Genomic DNA, 20,052 nt, shown 5'->3' on the forward strand with positions numbered 1-20,052 from the left:
CATCCCGTTCTTCCCGCCGAAGAATGATGTTCAGGCATTAAAAGCAGGTCTCCTGGCTTGCGTATCACTTTACTTTCATCCCCTTCCCGGTTCTTAGGCCAGTGGTTATTGGATGATTTCATCGCGCTTACAGTAGCGGGGGCTGCATCGGATTCACACCGATTTCCCTATTATCCCGGACGTAAACACTCCGGGCACTCTTAATGTTCGATATGCAGTTTTGTTATTATGTTCAAGATTAGCAGGAAACTTACTAGTTTGACAAGTGAAAATTAAGTACTTCTTCCAAAACAAAACGACACAGCCATTAATATAGTAAAAAAAGCGTCAATTTCGACGCTATTTTAACAGCCGCTGTCTCAGGCCGTCTTATTTATTTTGCCTCCGGACCAAATTTGCCAGCTTGATAGTCCAAAAAAGCTTGGCGAATCTCCTCCTGTGTATTCATAACAAATGGACCGTGGGCGACAATGGGATCCCCATGCGGTTCACCGGTATAAATAAGCACTTTGGAGCGTTCTTCTGCCTTCATTTGAATGGCATGCCCTTTCGTTAACACTGCCGCCTGTCCTTTTTCCAGCACGCTTTCATTCTCTCCAAAGACGCAGCGGCCGTCAAGCATATATACAAATGCCTTGTGGTCCGGATTTAACTTATGGTTATATTGTCCATCCGCCGGCATGCTGATTTCGGCCATTGTGAAAGGAACAAGCGGTTTCATCGGCCCACCGTCACCGGCAAAGATGCGTACATGGGCCGTGCCGATTTTTTGCACCGGCACATCTTCTGCATAAATGTCCTGATAAAAAGGATCTGAATTTTTTTGTGATGCGGGCAAATTGAGCCACAGCTGCAGTGAGTGAACGATATCACCTTCCACCGGCTCCTCCGCATGACGCGCACCCGATCCCGCATTCATATACTGCACATCGCCGGCACCAAGAATGCCGCGTCCGCCTTTATTGTCAATATGTTCAAGACGGCCGTCGATCACATAGGTAATCGTTTGAAACCCTTTATGAGGGTGATCCCCGAATGTACCCCGCTTAAACCAGTCTTCTGCGAGCAAAATAAACGGGTCCATTTCCTGCATCCTATCAGGCGGCAGGACAAAAGCCTGCTGTACATGAGGAAATGACCTCTCATTAAATTGAACACTCCATGATTTCTTGATTTCAGCCATGATTCGATCTCCCCTTTCGTTATATTTATTATCGGCGCGATGGTGTCATTTGTCCAAAAGAAAGGACCGCCCGTCATGGACCGTCCTTTTCATTAATCATTTACAAAATCGTGTATTAATGTTACGAGTTCTTCCCTATCTGTCACATTATTAAGTACTGCTTGAATGATATTAAGGCGCGGAGAAGACGCCCGCAGTTCATCCTGCAAAAACGAGAGAAGCTCCTGCTGATCATCTGCAGCTGTTTCTTGCATGGCGCCGATTTTTTGCATCAGCACACTTTTTTTCTTTTCTCTGTTCAAAGCCATTTCCGGCTGCCACCTCTCGAGTATGCGTGAATCAAGGAGGCGGTCTTTCGTTTGCACGATGTCCCTTACTGCCGTTTCCACGCGGCGCATTGCATAGCGGATAATCGCATTCAATTCCACCTGTTCTTCAGCCGCCATCAGAAAATGAACCGTGTTTTGAACAACGCCATACAACGTGACGGCTAAATCCACTGAATACGGGCGTACATCTTCACCAAACAATTCAATGAGTCTTCGTTGCGTCCAGCGCAGTTCATTAAAATGATGCTGTTTGACAAATTTTTTCAGTTCCGCATCCTCCGACACAAACACACCTTGAAAAAGAACAAACAAATTATTCTCCTTATTCACTTCCAGCTTCACTTTAATTTGCTCTACAAATGCTTCTTTATCGTGAACAGGCCGCCCTGCAAGCACCTCAGCCCGCCGCTCATTCGTTTCAAGATTGATTTTTTCAAAGATGCTCATCAGCAGCTCATTTTTTGACGGGAAATAATTATAAAACGTCCCTTTGGAAATGCCGCTTTTCTCCAAAATATCCTGTACGGACGTCGCCGCATACCCTTTTTCAACAAAGAGAGCATGCGCGGCGGCCATCACCTTTTGTTTTCGTTCATTCAAATGACTACACTTCCTCTAATTTGGACTATCAGTCTAAGTATAGATTATCTAAAATTCTCTTCTATTTCAACCTTTGATAAATCCGTTTATTTAATGGTTGATTTTTTTATACTATCGGTATAATATAAGTACCTGTTGAAACAACAGTACAAAAATTATACACCTGGTATGGGAGGGTCTTATATTGAATACACAGGGAATGACGGGGAAGCCGCCATACGCCATGATTGCCATTTTATTCGTCGGCGCATTCGTTTCTCTTTTAAATGAAACATTATTGAACGTGGCACTTCCATCGATTATGAAAGATTTTGATGTATCCGCATCGTCCGTTCAATGGCTGTCAACCGGCTATATGCTTGTCAACGGTGTCTTAATTCCGGCAAGCGCATTTTTTATCCAAAAATTCACGAATCGGAAATTGTTTATTACAGCGATGGTGCTGTTTACTCTCGGCTCTGTTCTCGCGACACTGGCGCCATCATTTGGTGTTTTGCTTGCAGCCCGTATGATCCAGGCATCGGGGTCAGCGATTATGATGCCGCTTTTAATGAACGTCATGCTTGCCAGCTTTCCGATAGAACGACGAGGGGCCGCCATGGGGATTTTCGGTCTTGTCATGATTACAGCACCGGCTATAGGTCCAACACTGTCCGGCTGGCTGATTGAACATTATACATGGCGTACATTATTTGACGTCGTCATTCCAATTGCTGTCATGACGCTATTGTTTGCCATTTTCAAATTAAAAAATATCACGACGCAGCGCCATATTAAATTAGATGTCTCTTCGCTTATTTTATCGAGTATCGGGTTCGGCGGTATTTTGTACGGATTCAGTTCAGCTGGTGAAAAGGGCTGGGACTCTATTCACGTATACGGTGCGATTGCGTCCGGCGTGATTGGTCTTGTACTCTTCATTTGGCGCCAAATGCGTTTGGACGAACCGCTGCTTGAGTTCCGCATTTACAGGTATCCCATGTTCGCTTTATCTTCAGCCATTTCTGTTGTGCTGGCTATGGCGATGTTTTCAGCGATGCTTTTAATGCCGATTTACGTGCAGACCATCCGCGGTATTTCACCGCTTCATTCGGGTCTCTTAATGCTGCCGGGTGCGCTCGCAATGGGAATTATGTCGCCGATCACCGGGAAATTGTTCGATAAATTCGGCGCCCGCATTTTAGCCGTGACCGGTCTATCCATTATGATTGCCACAACCTTTATGTTCAGCAATTTAACAATGGATACGGAATACAGCTATATTATGTTTATTTACACATTGCGGATGTTTGGCATGTCCATGGTGATGATGCCGGTGATGACAAATGGGCTGAACCAGCTGCCGCAAAGCATGAACCCTCATGGCACCGCGATGAATAACACGCTGCAGCAAGTATCCGGTGCGGTCGGCTCTGCCTTCTTGGTCACACTTATGCAAAATCGGACCGAGTCAGAAATGGAAAGGTTATCCGAGTCAGCTGCTGACCCTGCCGCTATGGCAAATATCGCAAATAAAGCGATGTTAAACGGCATTAACTTCTCATTCACGATTTCCATTTTCATTGCCATTATCGCGCTGATCCTTTCTTTTTTTATGAAACGTGTAACTCCATCGAAAGAACCAATCAAACAACAGTCTGCCGGATAAAAAAACAGGGGTCTGTCTCAAAAGATTATCGAGACAGACCCCTTTCTCATTTTTCAGCCGGATTTCTTACACTTTGGGCCGGATTTTCTAGTTTTTGGCCGAATTCCTATCCATTCGGTCTTCAAGAAGCGGAATCCGGCTTTCATATCGATAGATCGGCTTAAATGACGCACAGAATCGGCCTTCCCCCATTACTTGCGGGGACAGCCTTGTCTGGTTTTCTGATTATTTAATCATTGTGATGACCAAAGCGGCCAATATGAGCAATCTCATTAAACGGTAAATGTTTTTTCTGTTTTGGCTCCGCGCCGATATGACCGATCCCGATAACGGCTAAAATACGGCGGTCATACGGGATGCCAAGCGCTTTACGGACGTGTGATTCACGTTTTTCGGATTCTTTTTCATCAAAAAATCGCTTGAAAAGTTAGAGCATTTGCGAAATGGCGTCGATCCGGCGACGCTGAAAGCCACCTATGATCAAATGTATCACCGGTCTATTAAAGGGAAAAAGGAAGATGTGCTGATACAGCCGTTGACCGAAATAAATGGGATTCACCGTAATGGGGATGGCTATTTGCTCGACTGCAGACAATGGCAGGAAGACCTTTCGTTTCAATACCCGGTCGACCGCGTTGTAATGGCGACCGGATACAAACCACATCTTCCGGATTGGCTGATGGCAATGAAGGAAGAAATAGAATGGGAGGATGAGAAATTCTTCCGTATCCATGATGATTATCGAATCGTGTTTAAAGATAACCGGCCGAATCAACTATTCACTTTGACAAACCTCGAACTCGCTGCCGGAACAGGCGCCACGAATCTTGGTTTATCGGTCCGGCGCAACTAAGTCATTTTAAATGCGATAGCAGGCTGCGAACTGTTTAAACTTGTCCCCGATACTGTCTTTCAAAATTTCTCTGTCCATCTTATTGGAGAAGCTATTTTTAACGATAAAAAGGCCCCTTCCAAATAGATTGGAAGGGAGCCCTCGTTATTATTTTCCTATAAACATTTGTGTCCAGTGCCCGTCTACATAACCAACACCAATGTGTGTGAAGTCGGAGCTTAAAATATTTTTACGGTGACCGTCGCTGTTCATCCAGGCATTCATTACTTCTTCCGGCGTTTTTTGTCCTTTTGCGATATTTTCACCGGCTGTTTTGTACGTAATGCCGAATTGTTTCATCATATCAAACGGCGAACCGTATGTCGGTGATTGATGAGAGAAATAGCCTTTATCCTTCATATCTTGTGATTTTGTACGCGCAACGTCACTCAACTTCTTATCCAGCTGAAGCGGTTTAACCCCTTGCTTCGCGCGCTCTTTGTTTACTAGTTCGAACACTTGCTGTTCAAAAGCACTCACACTGCCAGCTTCTGCTTTTTGTTCAGCTGGCTGCGGCTGCTGTGTTTCTGTTTTCGGCTGTGAAGGCTGTGCTGCTGGTGCTTTTGCTTGAGCAGCAGGCGCTTTTGCTTGTACGGATGGCTGTTGAATTTTAATATTATATTTCTTTAATAATTCTTCTAAATTGACCTGTTGTACATTTTGCGTCTGCTTATACACGTCGACATTGCATGAAGGTGCTGCAGCTTCAGCTTGTCCTGCAGTGAAGAGTCCTAATGTAACGGCACCGGCGATGGCGGCCATACGAATATTCTTTTTCATGATGAAAATTCCTCCTAAAGGTAGTTGTTTATATTGGTGCATTCGAATGTCTTCCCGGGTTGCCCATTCATTGTTGCATGAATTTTTTCTGGGCTCAATGGATTTTGGCATGGCAAATTTCCCTACCAATTGAAAATGGTAGTTTCCTATAATCGCCACCCTTCTAATCGTTGCTCCAATGCCGCATAGAGCATATGAAAATTTATCCATATTTTTTGAGGTAACAAAACTGTAATATAGTATCATGAACGTTACAAAAAAAAGCACCTGAAAAAGGTGCCTTACAATGTCATGTTATCTTCAATATGAAAAAAAAGATATTTGATACTGGGCGTGTAGGCGGTCGAATTTTCATAACTCCACAATCGATTGCGGCTATTCATCGTATGCGCATTAACAAGCAGAGAGTTTCCTTGTTTACCCGTGACAATTGTAGAATGATCTATACGGCCGTCCCCCGCGAAATCATAAAAAATAATGTCTCCTGGCATTAAAAGATCCGGTGATGATACTTTCTTCGCCTTTAAGCCCAGCGTTGATCCCTCCAAATACCACCTCAATGAATGAGAAACACTCCAGCTATAACTCCACGTACCTCCTCTGATCCACCATCCTTTTCCTCTGTTAGGATACCCGCGCATCGGTGCGCCGCCTGCCAGCAAACATTGTGATATATAATTAGTACAGTCCACTGCAAAACGAGGAAAACCGGGATTGTAGCTGTTCCACCATTGCTGTGCATAATCAACAGCCGCCTCTCTGTTGTACACATTCCATGCCCCCTTTACTACATACTATGCAAAAATGGGCATAGAAAAACCGGACTAATGAATCAGTCCGGTTTTGTTCATTAATTTTGTAACTCACAACGTTTTTAGAATGAAAACACCATTCATCTAAAATAAACCGCCGCGGTTCTATTCCACATCGTCGTTTATGATGTACCTAAACGACCTAAGCCCTGCCTTCTCTTAAGTCCTTGCGGCTCCGAAGCCGCTCCAGTGTGAATAAGCCTTACCAACACTAGCAGAATGCCAAAAATTCTTTATATGAAACGTTCTAAGTTACGTTTATCATGATTGATTAAATCTATCATTCAATCCCTCTACTGTCAAGACTATTTTTTTCGATAGACACAATATCCTGATATTCTCAAAAAAAAACGGTTTCCCGGTATTCACGATCTCATCACTTGTTTCATAAACTGCTTCATTTCTTCACTGACCGTGCTCAAGCTGTCCATTATATAACTGAAATCCTGAACAAGATCAGCCTGTTGTTTCGATGCCTGATGAATGTGAGAAGTATTTTCCATTAGACTGCCTATGTTCGTACTGATGATGGACAGAGCCTGCTCAATGGATTCCGTCGCATTGGATGTTTCATTTGACAACTTGCGGACTTCCTGTGCGACCACATTAAATCCGGCACCATACTGTCCGGCACGTGCCGCTTCAATCGAGGCATTTAACCCAAGCAAATTTGTCTGACGTGAAACAGAGCGGATAAAATTCGTGATATCCTGCGTTTTTTCCGAGTTTTCCAGCGCGTTTTTCGATTGTGCGGCTACTTCGTCACTCGCCGCTGCCAGCTCTTCCGAATGCGAGGCAACGGTATGAATTTTCTCTTGCAAATCAGTGACAATCCGTTCAATTCGTTCCATATATTGATCCAATTTCTGCTCTTTGTCCATCGGGTAACCGACGGCAATGGCACCGACTATTTGTCCTTGGTCATCATATACAGGAAAAGCTGCTGCACCGAACGGCACACCGTACACATCTTCGGATACGTATGTATGGGAGACTTGTCCGCGAAGGGCCGTCTGCACATTGTGATCATCCGGATTAATCGGGTCCCCCGCTTTTATCTGGAAATCAATTTCTTTAGAGGGCATATAACATAAAAATGCATTAGACGATTTATCAACAATCCCAAGGTTAATATCCTCTTTCATCAATAAATGGATATACGGAGCCGCCTGCACAAGTGCATTCATCACAGTCATCATCATCACTACTTTCTTTTCTTAACGTTACTAGTAATATCGGCTTGTTTTCCAAAATATGAATATTTTCTTAACGAAAAAATCCGAGCCGTTTCGATATTCGGGCACCTGCTTCAATCATTCGTTTCTGAAGCGTTTTAATCCGATCATCTGTCATGCGCAGTGTAGGTCCGGAAATGGAAACAGCTGCTGCGACATTGCCGTTATGATCAAAAACTGGAGCGGCAATACAGCGGATTCCCGGTTCGTTTTCTTCTAAATCGAGGGCATATCCGTTCTTTTTGACATTTGTTAATTCCTCTAAAAAAGTTTGTTTTGACGTGATCGTATGTTCTGTATGCACCGGCATCCCTTTCCGGTCAAGAATATCAATGACTTCAGCTGCCGGCAAATGCGCAAGTATCGCTTTTCCGACCGATGTACAGTGGACGGGTGCCCGTTTTCCGACTTTCGAATGCATTCGAAGCGCTTCATGACCGTCCAGTTTTTCGATGTAAACGACTTCCCCGCGATCATAGACAACAAGATGAACCACTTCATTTGTTTCATCCTCCAGCTGCTTTAAAACCGGCTGAGCTTCGGAACGCACATCAAGTGAATCAAGCAGCCTGGAACTGACATCGAGAAACGCGTACCCGATTCTATACCGTCCGGTTTCTTCGTTTTGCTCAATGTATCCGTACTGCATAAGCGTTGCGAGCGTCCGGAAAACGGAGCTTTTATTAATGTCCATTTGATTCGCAATTTCCGTAACGCCGAGCCCATTCCTTGAAGCACTGACCAGCGCAATAATATCCAGTGCGCGGGCAACAGACTTTACTACATTTTCACGTTCCAATTGAATCGCCTTCTTTCCATAAAGAAAAGCTGGCCGCGGCCAGCCTTTTCTTTTATGATTTGATGCTGTATTTTTCTTTCGCTTCTAAACGTTTTCGATGCAAAATCGGCTCTGTGTAGCCATTTGGCTGATCATATCCTTTAAAGATAAGGTCACATGCGGCACTGAAGGCAACAGAATCATCGTAATTCGGCGACATCGGACGATAGCCTGGATCTCCTGCATTTTGTTCATCAACTATTTTTGACATCCGTTTCAATGTTTCCATTACTTGCTCTTCTGTGCAAATGCCGTGATGCAGCCAGTTGGCAACATGCTGGCTCGAAATTCGGAGCGTTGCACGATCTTCCATCAGCCCGACATTATTAATATCCGGCACTTTCGAACAGCCGACGCCCTGCTCCACCCAGCGGACTACATAACCGAGAATACCCTGCGCGTTGTTATCAAGCTCTTGTTGTATTTCATCTGCACTCCAGTTCGCTTCTTGCGCAACTGGAATTTGTAAAATATCGTCACGGTAGTCAGCATTCTCTTCTTTTAATTCATTTTGAACATCAAACACGTTTACATCATGATAATGAAGGGCATGAAGGACAGCTGCTGTCGGTGATGGAACCCATGCCGTATTGGCGCCGGCTTTCAAATGACCGATTTTCTGTTCAATCATGTCCGCCATTAAATCCGGCATCGCCCACATTCCTTTTCCGATTTGAGCACGGTGCTGGAAACCGGCTGCAAGTCCATTTACAACATTGGACTTTTCATAACTGGCAAGCCATGTAGATGTTTTCATAGCTCCTTTGCGGATCATCGGACCTGCTTCCATCGACGTATGCATCTCATCGCCCGTCCGGTCAAGGAAACCTGTATTAATAAAGACGACGCGCTCTTTTACAGCTTCGATACAATTTTTCAAATTAAGAGACGTCCGTCTTTCTTCATCCATGACACCAATTTTCAGCGTATTGCGCGGCATGCCGAGCAAATCCTCAATCCGGTCAAACAGTTCGTTGGCAAACGCAACTTCTTTTGATCCATGCATTTTCGGCTTTACAATATAAATGGACCCTTTCTTTGAGTTATGAAGAGACGAACGGCCGTTAAGCGAGCATTTTGCAATGGCGCTTGTGATCACGCCATCCAGAATACCTTCAAATATTTCCTGTCCATTTGCATCAAGTACCGCATTATTTGTCATTAAATGACCGACGTTGCGGACAAACATCATTGAACGGCCGTGCAGTGTGAACGTGCTTCCATCCGGCGCTGTATATTGGCGGTCAGGATTTAATGTCCGCTGAAGCTGTCTGCCGCCTTTCTCAAATGAAGCCGATAAGCTTCCCTTCATAAGTCCCAGCCAATTTTTATAGACAAGTACCTTATCTTCCGCATCGACCGCTGCCACAGAATCTTCGCAGTCCATGATCGTTGTAATCGCCGCTTCCATTAAAATATCTTTCACACCGGCAGGATCAGATTGACCGATCGGATGATTCGGATCGACTTGAATTTCAAAATGAAGGCCATTGTTCTCAAATAAAATACCAGACTCTGAAACTCCTTTAAACTGTTCCGCCTTTTTTAGTGTTGTTGTCCCGTCTTTTAACGTGACAGTTAATTGACCGCCTTCAACACTGTAGCTCGTTGATTCCTTATGTGAGCCGCGTTCAAGCGGTGCCGCTTTATCTAAAAATTCACGCGCAAATGAAATGACTTTTTCACCGCGCACCGGGTTATAGCCCCCAGATTTTTCCGCGCCGCCTTCTTCTGAAATGGCATCTGTTCCGTATAAGGCGTCATACAAGCTTCCCCATCTCGCATTCGCCGCATTGATCGCATAACGGGCATTGTTCACCGGCACAACCAGCTGCGGGCCGGCCTGCAAAGCAATTTCATCATCGACGTTTTCAGTCGAAATGGAAAAGTCATCAACAACTGGTTCTAAATAGCCGATCCCTTCCAAGAAAGCTTTGTAGCTTTCAAACTGAAATTCATTGTTTTTGTGCCAGTTGTTAATGAGCGCCTGTATTTCATCACGGCGTTCCAGCAGTGCTCTGTTTTTCGGTGTCAAATCAGCGACAAGATCGCTGAAACCATTCCAGAATTCATCGAGACCGATACCCGCTGCCGGCAGGACATCACTGTTCACAAAATCAAACAGCTGCTGATCTACCTGTAATGAACCCGCTTTCACATAATTCCCCATAAAAAACATCCCCTTTGTTTCTTATTACGCAACAGCGTTTCAAATTATACATAAAAAGAGTAGCATGGTTTTCAGAAAATTTCAACCTCTTTCCAAAAACCTTGCCGTTTATTTTTTCCATAACTTTTGCAGAATCGGATATAACTTAATCATCGCAAAAAACACGATGGCAAAAACAATAACCTGCAGAGCCGCTTCGCCCATTTACACCAGCCCTTTCTTTTTTGCATCCAGTATACCACTAGTAAAAATCAATGGATATTAGAAGGCATGATCAATATGCCTTTATTTATCGTTCTCCTTGTTACGGAGTTGATATAGAAAAGTTTATGACGAATATCCTGTACTTTTTGCATCATTCCCGGTTTTGATTAAATAAAGACGAATTCTGACAAATTACGCCATTTTGTAAAGTTTTTCAAAAAATTCACACAATTTTCTTCAGTGAAAATACTGCCACACCTTCCTAACCATAGTATGATAGTTTTATGACTTTCGATTCAATTTCATAACTAATGAGGGATGTATGATGAAACTGCGCGGAAAATTGCAAGTTGCTTTTACAGCGGCGCTTTTGCCTTTACTTTTACTTATCGGTTTTAGTTTTATCGCCTTAAGCCAGCTCAGCCAATCAATTAATGAAATGCATGATGAAGGCCTTGCGGTGTCAAACAATTTAGTCAGATTATCAACGATGACTGAAAACACACGGGTTAATATGCTGCAGGCTGTTTTAAACGAAGATCCGTCAAATTCAAGAAGAAGTACAATCTACCTCCATCCAGATGGAGAAAAACGTTCAGGCGGTTGAAACGGGAATTCAAAAAGCAGATGCCGTTACAGCCATTTTTACAGATATTCATGAAAAAATGGATATTGTCACACGAAATGTTCAAGAAGCCTCTGCCTCTACTCAGGAAATTGCAAACAGCAGTTCCAGTATTGTCGAGGCGATCGACAGAACCAATACAGCGGTTGAACGCAGTGTGCTTGCCAGTCAGGAAAGCTCCGCTGCAGCAGAAGAACAGCTGGCAACAACAGAAGAAATCGCGGCTTCCGCCCAGTCACTTGCCCATCTTGCGGACGAGCTTCAAAAAGCGGTCAGCCAGTTTAAAAGCTAAAAAGTTAACGCCCCCGAGTGAACACGGGGGCGTTATTTAACTTCTTTTTACTGAGCCGCCTGCTGAATAACGTCAGGTGCATCTGTATGGTAAACCATTTTCCACGCTTCTAAAATATTATCTTTTGTTACATTCAGTGAAGGAACAGCCACGTATGGCGGTGTTTCCGTTCCAAGTAACGATTGAGCTGCCAGAATGGCTTCCGCAACTCCTTGATCATAAGGAAGCTGTGCGCCGAGACCTTTAACAATTCCGTCTGAAGCAATGTCAAGCGCCACGTTTGTGCCAAGGTCGATCGTTGTAATGACAAGATCTTCTCTTCCTGCTGTACGGGCAGCAGCTAGAACGCCTTCAGCCGGTACATCCCATACGGCAAAGATGCCATCTAATTCCGGATTTTTCGTCAGCATGGCAGAGGCAATTTTCTCACCTGCATTCGGATCTGTAATCCCGCTGCGTGCCACGATTTCAATGTTCGGATATTTTTCCTTGATGGTCTTTTCAAACGCTTCTGTACGCTGGCGTGTAACGAAGAAATCCGCATCATGGAATATGACACCGATCTTCCCTTTTTCCTCAAGCTGTGCCGCCATAATTTCAGCCGCTTCTACACCATTTCCGTAGTTATCCGCTGAAACAACGCTGACATAATCTGTGCCAGCTGTTAAACCTTGTGGCGCATTATCCATGAATACCAGTTTGACACCTGCATCCGCCGCTTTTTTATACGCTGCCGCTGTTGAAACAGGATCAACTGGAATACTCACAATAATATCAGGGTCTTTCGCTAATACTGTTTCAATATCAGATACTTGCTTTTCTGCTTTGAACTGACCATCTGTTACGGCAATCACTTCAATTCCCATTCGATCAAAGGCTGCTTCTAATCCATCAATCTGTGCTTTAGACCAGTCATTTCCGGCATAGTGCATCACAATGGCCGCTTTATAATTACCTTCTTTTACTTTCGCAATTTCTTCTTCAGACAAACGAAGTGTTTTCGCTGAAATCGCAAGCTCACCATTTGGTCCCTTACTTAAAATATCACGGTCACTTGGAATATCTTCGTTAATCGTTAGGGCACCTGTTTCAGGAAGTTCCGCTGCTTTTTCTTCGTTTTCTCCTTCCGGCGAAGATGAAGAATCCTGATTACCGCACGCTGCAAGGGCAAAAATTGCGCCAAATAGGATTGTCATAAATAATAATAATGTCTTTTTCATGTTAACCCCTCCATTATCTTATTTGAAACCGTTTTCTTAATTTCTCTAAAAGAGTGTTCCTTCAGATAGCCTTCGTCTTCTATCTTTTATTGCCTTTCAGTTGCATCAAATATTTCTGCATGTAAAGGCTCGCGTAAAACACCTGGAACATTATGAACAAATGTTTTAAAATGGGCTGTTTCCTCGTGATACGTAACCGCCGCCTGATCATTCCACTTCTCTAGAAAAACAAAATCATTTGGCTGTTCCGGATCTTCAAAGCATTGATAGCTGATATTTCCTTCTTCTGCTTGGGAAAGAACCGTTACTTTTTTTGCCTGTTCCAGAAAATCATCACGGTGTGTTGGATCGACCTTTAGGAATGCATGGATAATAATCACAAGTGAGTCCTCCTATCGGACGGATAAATGTTGCCGGCTTTTATATTGAATGTACAATTGATACGGCCCTTTGGTCATCCTCCATTTGTGGAAAATTGAGCCGCATTTAATTGCGGCTCAACTTCCTAATACAACGTTACTGCTAACCTAACTTCGCTAATTCCTCTTTCAAATATTCAATGGATGTTCTCGCATACCAGTCAGGCTCTGCCTGTCTCGTATGGAACCCGACTTCCATCGATAAATAACCATCATAATTAATTTCCTTTAATGCCTTTAAAACAGCTGGAAAATCACATCTTCCTTGTCCAGGAGGAAGACGGTCGCTGTCAGCAATGTGAACATGATGCAGTTTGTCCGCCATTCTGTACACATAATCACTGGCTACTTCGTTACGATACAACGCATGGAATGTGTCAAACATCACCTTAACGTTCGATGCGCCCGTTTGTTCACTTAAAAGCAAAGCATCATCCGCTGTTTCAATTAAATTACTGTCAGCAGGAGTCGGTTCGACTACCATAGTAACGCCCAGCTCTTTTGCATATTTCGCTACATCTCCGAGACCTTCCAAACTATAATTCCATGCATCCTGCTGCTGCGTGCCGTGAACAACCCAGCCAGCAATCCACATGACTGTCGGACACTCCCATTCATGGGCAAGGCGTACCACTTCTTTATAGTGATTGATTGTAAATGCTCTTTCTTCAGACAATGGAGAGCTCGGATTCATCCCCGGGCCGCCACCAGGAGCAGGCAGCATTGCAGCCACTTTTAAATTCTTTTGCTTCAATAGCGCCAAAATTTCTTGTCGGCGCTCTTTTGACAAATAGTCTGGCCACGCATGCGGACTGGCACAGCCAATCTCGATCGCGTCGTAGCCAAATGATGACAGTCGGTTAATGACATCATCCAATGGATAAGAAGGAACCCAAACCGGAAAACCGCTGTACGGCCACGTATTAAAAGCAATACCTTTCATCTTCTCTCTCCCTTTTGATTTATTCCCAAACAAATACGGCTTTTTCTGTCTTTCTTTCATCAAATAACCGGAATGCTGTTTCTGCTTCTGTCAGCGGAAACTTGTGTGTCACCAATTTTTCGACTGGTAAATCTTTTTTTACGATAAAATTGGCGATTTCTTCATACTCATGAATCGGGAAATACCATGATCCCATCACCATAATTTGTTTGCGGATCAACTGCTCACTCGGCTTGATCGTCGTTTCTTTGCTTTCACCAATGAAAGCGACTCGTCCATGAGGGCGTACACAGCTTAGTGCATCATTTTCAGCGTATGGACTACCGGAACAATCAATTGCCGCATCCGCTCCCTGGCCGTTTGTGATGCGCGCAATTTCTTCTAATACATTCGCATCTTTTCCATTAATCGTATAGTCTGCGCCAAGCTCTTTCGCCATTTCTAATCGTTCATCCAGCATATCGACAGCAATCACTGTTGCACCAAGACCTTTAGCAATCATAACCCCGGCATTGCCCATTGGTCCAAGACCGAACATAACTAGTGTGTCTCTTCCTGAAATATTCAATCGTTTTTGTGCATGATACAATGTGCCAACAGCGTCCGTTGAGACAGCTGCAGTAATAAAGCTCATATCGTCCGGTAGTCTCATGCAATTCTCTGCAGGGGCCACCATGTAATCTGCATCTCCCCCGTGAGAATCGAATCCTATACATTTAAATTCTTTGCAAAACATTTTGTAGCCGCTTTTACAATGTGCACATTCACCACATCCAAGAGCTAAATAAACCGCGACACGATCACCGGCTTTATACGTTGTCACACCCGGTCCTACTTCTGTGATAACGCCAGCCGGTTCGTGACCTGGAATAATGGAGGCCTTTTTGTTGCCATCTCCAAAAACAGATGTTCCATAATACAAACTCATATCACTGCGGCAAATCGCTGAAGCCTTTAATTGAATTAATACTTCTCCTTGACCAGGTGTCGGAATATCAAATTCCTGTATTTCCACTTTTTTATCTCCTGGAAAAATTACCGCCTGCATTGTCATTAATATCCCTCCATTATTTTAATAGAGACTACGCCCACCACATTTCGCCGACTTCTTCTTTGAACATAACATCTTTTAATAACGAAATGGCTTTGCCTAATCCTTCATCAACTGAAGCAAGCATGTCTTCATGTTCAATCGACACAACGTAATCATAGCCGACCGACCGCAGCGCACTCATCATATCTTTCCACGCTTTCTCACTTTGGCCGTAGCCGACTGAGCGGAATGTCCAAGCACGATTTAAGATGTCGCTGTAATGTTTTGTATCGAGTACACCATTCACATTGATGTTTGCCTGATCTAAATACGTATCTTTCGCATGGAAATGATAAATCGCATTTTCTTTTCCTAGCTTTTTAATCGCTTCCACCGGATTGATGCCTTGCCAAAGAAGATGACTCGGATCGAAATTCGCTCCAATGGCTTCTCCCGCCTGCTCGCGCAATTTTAACAACGTATCTGGATTGTACACAACAAATCCCGGATGCATCTCCAATGCAATTTGTTTAATGCCGTGTGAAGCAGCATATTTCACTTCTTCTTTCCAGTACGGAATAACGGCTTCATTCCATTGCCAGTCCAGCACCTCCATATATTCCGGAGGCCATGAGCATGTGACCCAGTTTGGAAATTTCGCTCCAGCATGGTCTCCTGGACAGCCTGAAAACCCATTGACAACCGGGATTTCCAGACGCTCCGCAAGCTTTACTGTTTTCTTCCAGACCTCATGTGACTCTGCCGCAAGCTCTTTGTTTGGATGAAGCGGGTTGCCGTGGCAGCTTAATCCGCTGACGATCATTCCTCTGCTTTCAAGCGCACGTTGAAATGATTTCACTTTTTCAGGGCTGTCGAGCAGCTCATCCGGGTTGCAATGGCTGTTGCCGGGATAATTTCCTGTTCCGAGTTCAACAGCTTCGACACCCATTTCACTCAGCTTGTCCAGCATTTCCTCAAACGGAAGATTTTGATACAAAACGGTAAAGACACCTAGTTTCACAATGACCCCTCCTGTACTGAAGAAACTTTTACCCATTTTTGCTGTTCATGGCTTTCTAAAATGGCGTCGGTAATACACATCGAAATATGTCCATCTTCAAATGTGGCAAAATTTGTTTCATCTTGAGATGGATCTTTTCCGTCGCGGATAAAGCTGTAAAAATTAATCATCATATTTTTCAGTGCATCCGGCCAACCTTCGTTATGTCCGCCTGGATGATGAATGGATGATTTGACTTCCGGTGCGAATAAAGCCGGGTCTGCCATCAGTAATTCGTTCGCTCTGTCACGATGACCAATCCATAATTTTTCCGGCTCTTCCTGATTCCAGTGTGCCGATTTTTGGCTGCCGTTTACTTCAAAACTAAGCCGATTTTTTCTGCCGGCGCTGACTTGCGAAACGGTGAAGACCCCTCTGGACCCATCTTCAAAGTGTACAAGAACAGATGCATAGTCTTCTGTGTTAATCGGCACTTCTTCATATGTTTCTTCGTCTGACTGCTGACCGCCAAATGTGGCAACTGCTGATGACGCTTTCTTTCGGACTGGGATGACCGTCGCCAGATCCGCGAATACTTCGACAATTTTCTTACCGATTACATATTGAACCGTATCGCACCAGTGAGAACCAATATCTGCAACTGCCCGCGATTTGCCGCCGGCTTCGGGCGCCAAACGCCAGTTGAAGTCTGTTTCATATAGTAACCAGTCCTGCAAATAGCTTCCGTGTACTAAGTTGATTTTGCCGAGCTCATTATTTTTTATCATCGAAGCTAGCTGCTTCACAATTGGAAACTGACGGTAATTAAAATTCACACCGTGTACCACATTATGTTCTTTTGCAAGAGCCAGCAATTCTGCTGACTCTTTGCTGGACATCGCTAGAGGCTTTTCCGATAAGACGTGCTTACCGGCTAAAATAATTTCTTTATTAATGGAAAAATGAAGATGATTCGGTGTGCAATTATGCACAACCTGAATCTCATCATCTTTCAGCATGTCACGGTAATCACCGTATGCTTTTGCAATGCCAAGTTCAGCCGCTTTTCGTTCCGCTGCTTCCTGTCCATGCTCTGCCAGACCGACTACTTCGACAAAACCAAGCCGTCTGATTGCTTCGATGTGAGTGGGACCAATAAAGCCTGTTCCAATCACACCGACCTTCACTTTCTTCATAAATGCCCCTCCTCTTATCGTTTAATTGCTTTTTTACCGAATGCCACCGCCAGGATAATAATTAATCCTTTAATAATCATTTGCTGGCTGACATCAAGACCCATGATGATCAAGCCGTTATTAATGGTTCCGATCATTAGTGAGCCAATGACGGTTCCGATAACTGTTCCAACGCCGCCAAATAGGCTTGTTCCGCCTAAAATAACAGCTGCGATAACAGAAAGTTCATCCCCTTCACCGAATGTAAAACGGCCTGCGTGCATACGGCCTGCATAGAGAAGTCCTGCAAATCCAGCCATGAAACCGGAACCTAGGAAAACAAGAAGTTTAATGCGCTGCGTTTTAACACCGGAAAATCTTGCTGCACTTTCATTACCGCCTGTTGCCAGCGTCTGTCTGCCGAACGATGTTTTACGCAATAAGATGTGTGCAATAATTGTTGCCGCTACTGTCCAAACTAAAAGAATAGGAATCGGTCCAATGTCTCCAGAACCAAAAACAAAATTAAATGTTGAATCGACGATCGGTACCGGTGCTGTATCCGTAATCCACATGGCAAGCCCCGCCACGGTTCCCATTGTACCAAGCGTCACAAGGAATGATGGAATGGCTAATTTTGTGACAAGCAATCCATTGACCAATCCGACAAGAAGCCCAGTTCCTAAACCGACAGCCACACCGCCGATCAATCCGTAACCAGCCTGCAATGTTAAAGCTGCTGTCAATGAAGACAGCGCGGCAATTGATCCGACAGAAAGGTCAATTTCCCCGGTACTGATAACAAACGTCATCGCAAGTCCCATTAATGAAATCATGGCTGTTTGGCGGATAATGTTCAGTAAGTTATCCGTGGAAACAAAGCCTTGATCGTATAATGTAGCCGAGAAATAAATGATAACGCCGATAAATGCCAAATATACAATATAGTTGCGCCAGTCAAAACTTTTTTTACGTGTAACTGTATGGCTTCCCACAGCAACTGCCCCATTTGCATTAGAATCCTTGGATTGCATGTTGTAGTTCCTCCTCTGTATTGATCTCTCTTCTTTGCAGCTCCTTCACAATTCTTCCTTCATGCATCACAAGTACACGATCGCTTAAAGCAAGCAGTTCAGGCAGCTCAGAAGAAATAACCAAAATGGCTTTTCCGCTGTCCGCTAATTCACGGATGACATCAACAATTTCCGTCTTAGCGCCGATGTCGACACCAATCGTTGGTTCATCAAGCATAAGCACCGATGGATCATTCGCCAGCCATTTAGCCAGAACGATTTTTTGCTGATTTCCTCCTGACAGCAAGTTGGTCGTTTTGTAAATATCATCTGTCTTAATGTTGAGTTTTTTAACGAAATCATTCGCTACTTTATTCGCTTTTTTGTCATCAATAAGCAGACCTTTTTGCATTTTTGATAAAATAGGCAGCATAATGTTTTCTTTAACACTATGTTCCAGGACCAATCCTTGTACGCGCCGGTCTTCCGGAATAAGCGCCAGACCCGCTTTCACTGCGTCAGATGCGTTTTTAATCGTTTTCTTTTCACCTTTAACAATGATATCCCCGCTGTCTTTCGGGCCGGTACCGAAAATAGCGCTTACAGTTTCGGTGCGTCCGCTTCCCATTAATCCGGCAATGCCGACAATTTCCCCTGGGAAAAGGTTAAAACTCACATCTTGGACTTTTGAGCCAAGGCTTAAATTTTTCACTTCCAGCACAGGTGCAGTGTTTTTATCGTAGTCTCTCTCTACCCATTCAAATGCTTTATCCATACCCGATCCGACAATGTGCTGAATCACCATGTCGAGATCGATTTGTTTGCAATCTTCAGTAGCGACATGTTTTCCGTCGCGTAAAATCGTAATGCGGTCACAAATTTCAAGAATTTCATCCATGCGATGTGAAATATAGATAATCGCATAGCCTTTTGATTTAAGCTGATTAATAAAGGAAAATAAGATTTCTGTCTCTTTTTTTGTTAATGAAGCAGTTGGTTCATCCATTACCAATATTTTTGTCTCTTGTGATAACGCTTTCGCGATTTCCGTCATTTGCCAGTATCCAACCCCAAGGTTGCCGACAAGTTCATTCGGATCAATGTCCACTTCGAGGTCTTGCAATAATTTTCTTGTTTTCGCTATGCATTCTTTATCATTTAATAATCCAATTGACGTCTTGTCTTCTCTAGTCAGAAAAATGTTTTGTGCAACGGTTAAGGTAGGAATTAAACTAAACTCCTGAAAAATCATTGAAATATAATTTTTTCGTGCGTCGTCCGTGTTTTTAATTTCAACAAGCTGATCATCGATATAAATTTCACCTTGATCGGCTGTGTATACACCTGTTAAAATTTTCATCAATGTCGATTTCCCTGCTCCGTTCCCGCCCATAAGCGCATGAACTTCACCTTTTTTTACAGAAAAATCAACTGAGTCAAGAACGGTAATTCCATTGAATGCTTTTGAAATATTGCGCATTGAAAGCATTGACTGTTCCACTCTCATTCACCTTCTTTTTAACAGAGGCTGCAGCTGCAGCCTCCATCTATTTTGTCTACATTTCCTATTTTGACAAATTGACCCATTGACCTTTTTCAGCAGATTCCAAAATCGCATCGGAAATGACCGCAATTTGGTAG

Annotated in this window: 18 protein-coding genes, 1 pseudogene and 1 riboswitch; of the genes and pseudogenes, 4 read left to right on the forward strand and 15 right to left on the reverse strand. The window is 43.8% G+C overall.

Translation table 11 applies throughout. The features are described from left to right. Positions 1 to 25: 25 nt before the first annotated feature. A riboswitch (cobalamin riboswitch) is annotated at positions 26 to 217 on the reverse strand. Positions 218 to 373: 156 nt separating this feature from the next. Continuing rightward, positions 374 to 1,183, reverse strand: coding sequence for a pirin family protein (locus BTO30_RS12235; protein WP_075399009.1), 810 nt, complete (start codon positions 1,181 to 1,183; stop codon positions 374 to 376). A 92-nt stretch (positions 1,184 to 1,275) separates the two neighbouring features. Continuing rightward, positions 1,276 to 2,112 carry a TetR/AcrR family transcriptional regulator gene (locus BTO30_RS12240; RefSeq protein ID WP_075399010.1) on the reverse strand — a complete coding sequence of 279 codons (837 nt, stop codon included), beginning with the start codon at positions 2,110 to 2,112 and terminating at the stop codon, positions 1,276 to 1,278. Between the two features lie 199 nt (positions 2,113 to 2,311). Here BTO30_RS12240 and BTO30_RS12245 point away from each other — a divergent pair, with 199 nt between their 5' ends. Together BTO30_RS12245 and BTO30_RS12250 are read left to right on the forward strand one after the other, a co-directional pair. Then, a complete protein-coding gene (locus tag BTO30_RS12245) occupies positions 2,312 to 3,760 on the forward strand; it encodes a DHA2 family efflux MFS transporter permease subunit (protein WP_075399032.1) in 1,449 nt (482 codons plus the stop codon). Positions 3,761 to 4,166: 406 nt separating this feature from the next. Continuing rightward, positions 4,167 to 4,613 carry a SidA/IucD/PvdA family monooxygenase gene (locus BTO30_RS12250; protein WP_083632407.1) on the forward strand — a complete coding sequence of 149 codons (447 nt, stop codon included), beginning with the start codon at positions 4,167 to 4,169 and terminating at the stop codon, positions 4,611 to 4,613. 147 nt (positions 4,614 to 4,760) lie between these two features. Here BTO30_RS12250 and BTO30_RS12255 read toward each other — a convergent pair whose 3' ends face one another. The 5 genes from BTO30_RS12255 to BTO30_RS12275 all read right to left on the reverse strand — a co-directional run bounded on the left by BTO30_RS12255 (position 4,761) and on the right by BTO30_RS12275 (position 10,487). Continuing rightward, positions 4,761 to 5,432, reverse strand: coding sequence for a CAP domain-containing protein (locus BTO30_RS12255; RefSeq protein ID WP_075399012.1), 672 nt, complete (start codon positions 5,430 to 5,432; stop codon positions 4,761 to 4,763). 281 nt (positions 5,433 to 5,713) lie between these two features. Next, the gene (locus BTO30_RS12260) at positions 5,714 to 6,202 is read right to left on the reverse strand and encodes an amidase domain-containing protein (RefSeq protein ID WP_075399013.1); all 489 of its coding nucleotides are present in this window, start codon (positions 6,200 to 6,202) and stop codon (positions 5,714 to 5,716) included. 407 nt (positions 6,203 to 6,609) lie between these two features. Next, entirely contained in the window at positions 6,610 to 7,443 is an 834-nt protein-coding gene (locus tag BTO30_RS12265; protein ID WP_342743410.1) for a methyl-accepting chemotaxis protein, read from the reverse strand. A 67-nt stretch (positions 7,444 to 7,510) separates the two neighbouring features. Further along, positions 7,511 to 8,278, reverse strand: coding sequence for an IclR family transcriptional regulator (locus tag BTO30_RS12270; RefSeq protein WP_075399014.1), 768 nt, complete (start codon positions 8,276 to 8,278; stop codon positions 7,511 to 7,513). 52 nt (positions 8,279 to 8,330) lie between these two features. After that, positions 8,331 to 10,487 carry a malate synthase G gene (locus BTO30_RS12275; RefSeq protein ID WP_075399015.1) on the reverse strand — a complete coding sequence of 719 codons (2,157 nt, stop codon included), beginning with the start codon at positions 10,485 to 10,487 and terminating at the stop codon, positions 8,331 to 8,333. Positions 10,488 to 11,016: 529 nt separating this feature from the next. On the opposite strand from BTO30_RS12275, the gene BTO30_RS12280 reads away from it, so the two are divergent. Both BTO30_RS12280 and BTO30_RS12285 read left to right on the forward strand, forming a co-directional pair. Further along, positions 11,017 to 11,298, forward strand: a complete 282-nt coding sequence (locus BTO30_RS12280; protein ID WP_075399016.1) for an MCP four helix bundle domain-containing protein — start codon at positions 11,017 to 11,019, stop codon at positions 11,296 to 11,298. Beyond that, the gene (locus BTO30_RS12285) at positions 11,273 to 11,608 is read left to right on the forward strand and encodes a hypothetical protein (RefSeq protein WP_075399017.1); all 336 of its coding nucleotides are present in this window, start codon (positions 11,273 to 11,275) and stop codon (positions 11,606 to 11,608) included. Before BTO30_RS12280 ends, BTO30_RS12285 begins: the two co-directional genes overlap by 26 nt. A gap of 47 nt (positions 11,609 to 11,655) precedes the next feature. Here the strand turns inward: BTO30_RS12285 and BTO30_RS12290 are convergent, their stop codons facing one another. From BTO30_RS12290 to BTO30_RS12325, 8 genes and pseudogenes are all read right to left on the reverse strand, one after another. Continuing rightward, entirely contained in the window at positions 11,656 to 12,828 is a 1,173-nt protein-coding gene (locus BTO30_RS12290) for a substrate-binding domain-containing protein (protein ID WP_075399018.1), read from the reverse strand. Positions 12,829 to 12,914: 86 nt separating this feature from the next. After that, positions 12,915 to 13,208, reverse strand: a complete 294-nt coding sequence (locus BTO30_RS12295) for a putative quinol monooxygenase (RefSeq protein WP_075399019.1) — start codon at positions 13,206 to 13,208, stop codon at positions 12,915 to 12,917. Positions 13,209 to 13,350: 142 nt separating this feature from the next. Beyond that, a pseudogene (locus tag BTO30_RS12300) lies at positions 13,351 to 14,046 on the reverse strand (sugar phosphate isomerase/epimerase family protein); the annotation flags it as partial. Between the two features lie 163 nt (positions 14,047 to 14,209). Then, positions 14,210 to 15,244 (reverse strand): zinc-dependent alcohol dehydrogenase family protein, encoded by a 1,035-nt coding sequence (locus BTO30_RS12305; RefSeq protein WP_083632408.1) that lies wholly within the window; start codon positions 15,242 to 15,244, stop codon positions 14,210 to 14,212. A gap of 28 nt (positions 15,245 to 15,272) precedes the next feature. Continuing rightward, a complete protein-coding gene (locus BTO30_RS12310; RefSeq protein WP_075399021.1) occupies positions 15,273 to 16,244 on the reverse strand; it encodes a sugar phosphate isomerase/epimerase family protein in 972 nt (323 codons plus the stop codon). Continuing rightward, positions 16,241 to 17,419: a Gfo/Idh/MocA family protein gene (locus BTO30_RS12315; protein WP_075399022.1), complete on the reverse strand. Its 1,179-nt coding sequence runs from the start codon at positions 17,417 to 17,419 to the stop codon at positions 16,241 to 16,243. The genes BTO30_RS12310 and BTO30_RS12315 overlap by 4 nt, the downstream gene beginning before the upstream one ends. Positions 17,420 to 17,433: 14 nt before the next feature. Beyond that, positions 17,434 to 18,432 carry an ABC transporter permease gene (locus tag BTO30_RS12320; RefSeq protein WP_083632409.1) on the reverse strand — a complete coding sequence of 333 codons (999 nt, stop codon included), beginning with the start codon at positions 18,430 to 18,432 and terminating at the stop codon, positions 17,434 to 17,436. Next, positions 18,413 to 19,912 (reverse strand): sugar ABC transporter ATP-binding protein, encoded by a 1,500-nt coding sequence (locus tag BTO30_RS12325; RefSeq protein ID WP_211272842.1) that lies wholly within the window; start codon positions 19,910 to 19,912, stop codon positions 18,413 to 18,415. Before BTO30_RS12325 ends, BTO30_RS12320 begins: the two co-directional genes overlap by 20 nt. Positions 19,913 to 20,052: the final 140 nt, after the last annotated feature.

The organism is Domibacillus antri, assembly GCF_001936625.1.
Lineage (GTDB): Bacteria > Bacillota > Bacilli > Bacillales > Domibacillaceae > Domibacillus > Domibacillus antri.